This window comes from Pseudescherichia sp. (assembly GCF_031998825.1).
Classification (GTDB): Bacteria; Pseudomonadota; Gammaproteobacteria; order Enterobacterales; family Enterobacteriaceae; genus Pseudescherichia.
On sequence record NZ_DAMACX010000024.1, the window covers coordinates 63,101 to 70,831 of the forward strand.

General features: G+C 56.4%; 7 protein-coding genes, 1 tRNA gene and 1 pseudogene. 7 read left to right on the forward strand and 2 right to left on the reverse strand.

What is annotated here, in order from left to right:
* Positions 1 to 35 precede the first annotated feature (35 nt).
* The 6 genes and pseudogenes from RTP97_RS12770 (at position 36) to RTP97_RS12795 (ending at position 5,744) form a co-directional block, all read left to right on the forward strand.
* Positions 36 to 374, forward strand: coding sequence for a phage tail assembly protein (locus RTP97_RS12770; RefSeq protein WP_312414111.1), 339 nt, complete (start codon positions 36 to 38; stop codon positions 372 to 374).
* A gap of 14 nt (positions 375 to 388) precedes the next feature.
* Entirely contained in the window at positions 389 to 508 is a 120-nt protein-coding gene (locus RTP97_RS12775; protein WP_103821773.1) for a GpE family phage tail protein, read from the forward strand.
* Positions 501 to 3,911: a phage tail tape measure protein gene (locus RTP97_RS12780; RefSeq protein WP_409455943.1), complete on the forward strand. Its 3,411-nt coding sequence runs from the start codon at positions 501 to 503 to the stop codon at positions 3,909 to 3,911. The genes RTP97_RS12775 and RTP97_RS12780 overlap by 8 nt, the downstream gene beginning before the upstream one ends.
* Complete coding sequence (locus RTP97_RS12785) at positions 3,908 to 4,372, forward strand: phage tail protein (RefSeq protein ID WP_312414113.1); 465 nt, start codon at positions 3,908 to 3,910, stop codon at positions 4,370 to 4,372. The genes RTP97_RS12780 and RTP97_RS12785 overlap by 4 nt, the downstream gene beginning before the upstream one ends.
* A gap of 44 nt (positions 4,373 to 4,416) precedes the next feature.
* Positions 4,417 to 5,460, forward strand: a pseudogene (locus RTP97_RS12790) (phage late control D family protein); the annotation flags it as partial.
* Positions 5,461 to 5,525: 65 nt separating this feature from the next.
* A complete protein-coding gene (locus RTP97_RS12795) occupies positions 5,526 to 5,744 on the forward strand; it encodes an ogr/Delta-like zinc finger family protein (RefSeq protein WP_312400648.1) in 219 nt (72 codons plus the stop codon).
* 167 nt (positions 5,745 to 5,911) lie between these two features.
* Here RTP97_RS12795 and RTP97_RS12800 read toward each other — a convergent pair.
* Positions 5,912 to 5,987: transfer RNA gene (locus RTP97_RS12800), tRNA-Ile, on the reverse strand.
* Between the two features lie 125 nt (positions 5,988 to 6,112).
* Here RTP97_RS12800 and mug point away from each other — a divergent pair.
* Entirely contained in the window at positions 6,113 to 6,619 is a 507-nt protein-coding gene (gene mug, locus RTP97_RS12805; RefSeq protein ID WP_312212217.1) for a G/U mismatch-specific DNA glycosylase, read from the forward strand.
* Positions 6,620 to 6,741: 122 nt separating this feature from the next.
* Here the strand turns inward: mug and rpoD are convergent.
* Positions 6,742 to 7,731: RNA polymerase sigma factor RpoD (gene rpoD, locus RTP97_RS12810; RefSeq protein WP_312414119.1), on the reverse strand; the 990-nt coding region annotated here is incomplete at its 5' end.

Sequence of the window (7,731 nt, forward strand, 5' to 3'; positions counted from 1 at the left end):
CTTCTCTCTTCACTCTTTTTTAAAGCGGATTAATCATGAAAAACGAAAAAAACGAACTGCCGGAAGACACACTGCCTGAAATCAAAAACGAAGCCACCGTAACGCTGGATGCACCGGTTATGCGCGGCAAGACGGAAATTACAGAAATCGTTGTGCGTAAGCCTAACTCCGGGGCGCTGCGTGGCGCACGTCTCCAGGCGCTGATGGATATGGATGTGGATTCGATGATGCTGGTACTCCCCCGCGTCACCACCCCGGCGCTGACCCGAGCAGAGGTAATGATGCTGGAGCCGGGCGATCTGCTGCAGCTGTCACTGGAGCTGGTCAGTTTTTTGTTGCCGAAGTCGGCGATGTCAGCTTTCCCGCAGAGCTGACCATAGAGGACCTGGTGGCGGATATCGCCACCGTGTTTCACTGGCCGCCCTCCGCCACGGCTGATATGACGCTGACGGAACTTCTGGAGTGGCGGCATAAAGCCATTTTGAGAAGCGGGGCATCAGATGAGTGATCGTAACCTGCGCCTGCAGGTTGTTTTAAACGCGGTTGATAAACTTACCCGCCCGTTCAAACAGGCGCGCGCCAGCACTCAGGAGCTGGCCGCTGCCGTCAAAAAATCCCGCGACGCCCTCAAAAAGATTAACCAGACCAGCTCGCAGCTGGACGGCTACCGCAAGCTGCAGGCAGAAAGCCAGAAGCTGGGCGACAGGCTGAGCTATGCCCGTCAGCGAGCCAGTATGCTGAGCAATGAGCTGGGACAGATGGGGCCGCCGTCACAGCGGCAGATTGTGGCGCTCGAACGCCAGCGGCTCGCAGTGCAGCGGCTTGAGGAACGCCACGGCAGGCTGCAGCAAAAAGCCGCACAGGTGCGCGCAGAACTGTACCGGGTCGGGATATCCGCTAATGACGGGGCCAGCGCCACGGCCCGTATCACCCGCGAAACCGAAAAATATAACCGCCAGCTGGCTGATCAGGAAGCCCGCCTGCGGCGCGTGGGTGAACAGCAGCGGAAGATGAACGCTGCCCGCGAGCAGTACAGCAAAACACTTGAGATGCGCGACAAGGTAGCGGGCGCAGGTGCTGCAATGACCGCAGCCGGGGTGGGTATGGGTGCGCCAGTCGTGGCGGCGGTTAAGAGCTACGCCAGCCTGGAAGATGCCATGAAAGGTGTGGCTAAACAGGTCAACGGGTTACGGGACGATAACGGCAATCGCACCGCACAATTTTACGAGCTGCAGGCCGCTATCAAAATGGCCAGTGAGCAGCTGCCGCTGCAGAACGGGGCCGTCGATTATGCTGCCCTGGTTGAAGGCGGCGCACGCATGGGAGTCGGAGAAAACGCCAAGACGTGGGCGGAGCTGAAAAAGGAGCTGCTTGATTTTGCCTCTGTGTCCGCAAAAGCGGCTACCGCGTTTGAGCTGCCCGCCGATCAGCTGGCTGAGGATTTAGGGAAAATTGCCGGGCTGTATAAGGTCCCTACAAATGAGATTGAGCGCCTGGGCGATGTGATCAACTACCTCGACGATAACGCGAAATCGAAAGGTGCGGACATTATCAACGTGATGCAACGTATGGGGGGCGTGGCTGACAAGCTGGACTTCCGCAAAGCTGCCGCGCTGGGATCGACGTTCCTGACCCTGGGCGCCGCGCCGGAAGTCGCCGCAAGCGCATCCAATGCAATGGTGCGTGAGCTGTCGATCGCCAGTATGCAAAGCAAAAGCTTTATGGATGGTATGAATGCGCTGAAACTGAAACCCGCGCAGCTTGAAAAAGACATGGCGAGAGACAGCATGGGGACCATAACCCGCGTGCTGGAAATGGTTAACCGGCTGCCGAAAGACAGGCAAATGAACGTCCTGACGCAGCTGTTTGGCAAGGAATTTGGGGATGATGCCGGGAAGCTGGCAAACAATATGGGGGAGCTGTACCGCCAGTTAGGGCTGGTTAAAGGCGCAGCATCAACCGGGTCAATGCAGAAAGAATCCGATATTAATAAAGATTCACTCTCTGCGCAGTGGATGCTGGTTAAAGCCGGAACGGCAAACGTCATGAGTGGCCTGGGTGAAACGCTTCGCGGGCCACTGATGGAAATCATGGGCTACATCAAACAGGTTACAGGCGGCATTCGCCGCTGGGTTGAGGCTAACCCGGAGCTGGCAGGCAGGATGATGAAGGTTGCCGCTGTTGTTGCCGCTGTGACGGTTGCGCTGGGCACGCTGGCGATCGCGCTAGCTGCCGTGCTGGGGCCGCTGGCGCTGCTTCGCTTCGGTGCCAGTATGTTATCAACGCGGGGGCTTGCCCGGTTAAGTCCTTTGCTGGGAGGCCTGGGCAAAGTTTTCACCTCGCTGGGTCCGGGGCTGAATATATCAGGTGCAGGATTCCAGAAGCTGTTCGGGCTGTTTTCAGGTGGCGAAGCGGGAGAGGCTGTTAGCTGGCTGGATAAAATCCGTAATGCTCTCGGCTCTTTCGGTGGCGATGCCGAGGATAAAGGCTTACTTGACGCCTTCACAGACGGTGCAATGGGAAAAATCAAGGAGCACGCGCAGCAGGCGGGTGAAGCCCTGGTTGCATCGGTCCGTAACCCAATGGTGGCTATCCGCGCACTCGGTACGCAGCTGCGCGGGATGGCCGCGCTGGCGTTCGCACCGTTACTGACCTCTGTTCGTGGTGCTGGCGGCGTACTGCGTTGGCTGGTTATGTCTCCGCTGGCGCTGCTTCGCACCGGATTAATGTTTCTTTCCGGCGCGCTGACGGTGTTGTTAAGCCCGATAGGGCTGGTTGTGGCCGCGCTGGCCGGGGTGGCGCTGGTTGTCTGGAAATACTGGGAGCCGATTAAGGCGTTTCTGGGCGGTGTGGTTGAAGGATTTAAGGCGGCATCTGCCCCGATTGCTGCCGCTTTTGAACCGCTGCGGCCCGTGTTCCAGTGGATAGGCGATAAGGTGCAGGCGCTGTGGGGATGGTTCACTGACCTGCTGAATCCGGTGAAATCAACCTCACAGGAGCTGCAGAGTGCAGCGGGAATGGGACGGCAGTTTGGTGAGGCGCTGGCTGATGGACTCAGCATGGTTATGCACCCGCTGGAAACGCTGAAATCCGGCGTGTCGTGGTTACTGGAAAAGCTGGGGATCGTCAGCAAGGAGGCGGCAAAAGCGAAGCTGCCTGAGCAGGTTGCCCGGCAGCAGCCAGCCACGGTAAGCAGTGATGGCCGGGTTACTCTGCCCGCCGGGGGCTCACCGTATGCCGGGTACGGAATGCCTGGGTTTGCAGGCTTCCATGATAATGGTGGCGTGATCCCCCGCGGTCAGTGGGGCGTGGTGGGTGAGAATGGCCCGGAGATCGTAAACGGTCCCGCCAGAATAACCAGCCGCCGCCGTACTGCTGCACTGGCTGCTGCAGCTGCCTTTGCATTTAGCGGCGCAGCACAACCCGCTGCGGCGGCCATGACGCCATTTACTGAAACACCTGTCAGTGAATATCGCGTTCAGCCCCCTCCGCGTGCCGTTGAGCTGGCAGGCATAACGGCTTCTACACGGAGAGCATTGCCGCAGCCAGCAGAGCTATTAACACGTTACGCGCCTGAACTACCGGAGCAGGATGCAGCGCCCCGGCGGGCTGAATCACTGACTAATGCGGCGTCACTGGCATTCGGTAATCTTTCCCGTGTGCAGGAGCCGAAGCCGCTGCACCCGTTAAGTCTGCCAGCAGTGGAATACCGGGAGGAAATACCGCGCCGTGTGTCTGCGCCTGTGGTCACTCAGCCCGTCAGTATTCACGCGCCAATCAGCATTTATGCCCAGCCAGGGCAAAGCGCTGCCGACATAGCCAGTGAGGTAGCGCGACAGCTTGATGAGCGGGAACGCCGGGCAAGTGCCCGCACACGCAGTAATTTTTCAGACATGGGAGACTTCGAATGATGATGGTGCTGGGGTTATTCGTTTTCACGCTGAAAACAGTCCCGTATCAGGAGCTGCAGCTGCAGCGCCAGTGGAGACACGCCAGTAACAGCCGGGTTAACGCCCGGCCAGTGCTGCAGTTTGTCGGGCCCGATACGGACACTGTCACGCTTAACGGTACGCTAATGCCTGCCATCACTGGCGGCAATCTATCGATGCTGACGCTGGACCAGATGGCGGAGACGGGCAAAGCCTGGCCCCTGATTGAGGGCAGCGGCACGATTTACGGCATGTTTGTTATAGAAAGTATCAGCCAGACTAAACGCGAATTTTTCAGTGATGGCGCAGCGCGACAGATTGAATTCATGATCACCCTGAAAAGGGTGGATGAGTCGCTGAATGAAATGCTGGGCGATCTTTCGGGGCAGCTAACCCAGCTTAAGGATTCTGCAATTTCGATGGCCGGGGGGTTATTGTCATGATGGGTTACGGCGCCGCACTGATACCGGCTTACCGCGTCACGCTAGAAAGCATGGATATTACAACCACAATTGAGTCACGCCTGATATCGCTGACGCATACGGACAACAGAGGGTTTGAGGCTGACCAGCTGGATCTGGAACTGGATGATGCTGACGGACTGCTGGAATTACCCCGCCGTGGTGCAGTGCTGTCACTGGCGATTGGCTGGCAGGGCGAACCGCTATATGTAAAGGGACAATTTACGGTAGACGAAATCGAACACTCAGGTGCGCCGGACAGGTTAACTATCCGCGCGCGTTCGGCTGACTTCCGCAGCACTCTGAACATCAAGCGGGAAAAATCATGGCATAACACTACGGTCGGGGCGGTCGTCAGCGAGATGGCCGCCAGGCACAAACTGCAGCAGGCAATTGGCGACGATATGGCAAAGCAGCCGGTGGACCATATCGATCAGACCAATGAGTCTGACGGGTCGTTTCTGATGAGGCTGGCGCGCCAGTATGGCGCTATTGCGTCAGTTAAAAACGGCAACCTCATGTTCATCCGCCAGGGGCAGGGCGTGACGGCCAGCGGTAAGGCTTTGCCTGTAATGACGATCACCCGTTCCAGCGGTGACGGCCACCGGTTCAGTATGGCCGATCGCGGAGCCTATACGGGCGTGGTTGCCAGCTGGCTGCATACCAAAGAGCCGACAAATAAGCAGGAGGTTGAGGTTAAGCGCCGCCGCCGTCGCCAGGCAGCTGACAAACCTACAAAAGCCCCGGAGCCGAAACAGGGTGATTATCTGATCGGGACCGATGAAAACGTTAAGGTTCTGAGCCGTACCTATGCCAACAGAGCCAATGCCGAACGCGCCGCCAAAATGACGTGGGAGCGACTCCAGCGCGGAGCGGCAACGTTTTCTATCACACTGGCTAAAGGGCGCGGCGATCTGTTCCCGGAGCTTCCGGTAAGGGTCAGCGGATTTAAGGGGCCAATAGACGAAGGGGAATGGACGATTACAACTGTTACCAACACTATCGGTGAGGGCGGCTTCACTACCTCGCTGGAGTTAGAGGTAAAAATAGGCGATCTCGATATGGAATGAAATGTTCACAAATTGGATTAATCCTGTATCATTATTTCCCATGTGTGATTAGCGAGGATATGGAAATGATGATTTGCCCGCTTTGCGGAAGTGCAGGGCATACGCGCAGTAGCTTTCAAATTTCGACTACAACGAAAGAAAGATACATTCAATGCCAAAATCTGGAGTGCAGCCATACCTTCGTAACGCATGAGACATTTGTAAGAACTGTTAGCAATCCAAACAAGATTAGCTCTGCCCCGCCGCATCCAGATAAAGGCGGCCAATCACACATGAATTTTTGAAGTAAGCCCGCTCAAAAGCGGGTTTTTTTATGGCAAAAAAGGAATTGAGTTACGCGGAAGGTAAAAGCTGCAAAAATACTGCTGCCATTTTGCTGCCAATGAATAAGTCATAAACAAAAAGCCACCCTTTGCAGGTGGCTTATATTGCTGATTTTTTTAATGAAATTTGGTGGCCCCTGTTGGGTTTGAACCAACGACCAAGCGATTATGAGTCGCCTGCTCTAACCACTGAGCTAAGGGGCCGTGGCGAGGGATTATAATGTAACTGGTGGCTGCAATCCAGTCATTCGGGTGTGCATGGTGCTTTTATAAACAACCTATAATCAACCCGTTATACCTACATTTTGGTCAATTCACCTGGAGCAATGATGATAAACGATATTCTCGCGCCGGGCCTGCGGGTGGTGTTTTGCGGCATCAATCCAGGCAAATCGTCGGCACATACGGGTTTCCACTTCGCCCACCCCGGTAACCGCTTCTGGAAGGTGATCTACCAGGCGGGCTTTACGGAGCAGCAGCTGAAGCCGGAAGAGGAGCAGCGGCTGCTGGATACCCGCTGCGGTATCACCATGCTGGTGGAGCGCCCAACGGTGCAGGCCAGCGAGGTCGAGCTGCACGAGCTGCGTACCGGCGGACGGGACCTGATTAAGAAAATTGAGGACTACCAGCCGGACGCGCTGGCGATCCTCGGCAAGCAGGCCTTTGAGCAGGCGTTTAGTCAGCGCGGGGTGGCATGGGGGAAACAGAACATTACCATCGGTGCCACAGAGGTATGGGTGCTGCCGAACCCCAGCGGCTTAAACCGTGCAACGCTGGATAAGCTGGTGGAGTCATACAAGGAGTTAGATCAGGCGTTAGTGGCACGAGGCTTGTAGGCCGGGTCAGCGCAGCGCCACCCGGCAGAACGGCATTACGCCTGATGGCGCTGCGCTTATCAGGCCTACATGTAGCCAATAAAAAAGCCCTCCGGAGAGGGCTTTTCTTTTAACGGTAACGATTAATCGTCGAGGAAGCTACGCAACACTTCAGAGCGGCTCGGATGGCGCAGCTTACGCAGCGCTTTCGCTTCGATCTGACGGATACGTTCACGGGTAACGTCGAACTGCTTACCTACCTCTTCCAGAGTGTGGTCAGTATTCATATCGATACCGAAACGCATACGCAGCACTTTCGCTTCACGGGCGGTCAGGCCAGCCAGCACGTCGTGCGTGGCGGCACGCAGGCTCTCGGTGGTGGCAGAGTCCAGCGGCAGCTCGAGGGTGGTATCCTCGATGAAGTCACCCAGATGCGAATCTTCGTCGTCACCAATCGGCGTCTCCATGGAGATCGGCTCTTTGGCAATCTTCAGCACCTTACGGATCTTATCTTCCGGCATCAGCATGCGCTCGGCCAGCTCTTCCGGCGTCGGCTCGCGGCCCATCTCCTGCAGCATCTGACGGGAGATACGGTTGAGCTTGTTGATGGTCTCAATCATATGCACCGGGATACGGATGGTACGCGCCTGGTCGGCGATAGAGCGGGTGATCGCCTGACGGATCCACCAGGTGGCATAGGTCGAGAACTTATAGCCACGACGGTATTCGAACTTATCAACCGCTTTCATCAGGCCGATGTTACCTTCCTGAATCAGGTCGAGGAACTGCAGACCACGGTTGGTGTATTTCTTGGCGATAGAGATAACCAGACGCAGGTTCGCTTCTACCATCTCTTTCTTCGCACGGCGGGCTTTCGCTTCACCGATAGACATGCGACGGTTGATGTCCTTAACCTGTTCGATAGTCAGGCCGGTCTCTTCTTCAATCTGCTGCAGCTTCTGCAGGCCACGATGCACGTCTTCAGCTACATCCTGCAGCTTCTCGGACCATGGCTTGTTCATCGCCAGCGCAGCATTGAACCAGGTCTCGCTGGTTTCGTTGCCGGTGAAGAGGGTGATGAAGTTCTTCTTCGGCATTTTGCACTGCTCAACGCACATCTTCATGATGATGCG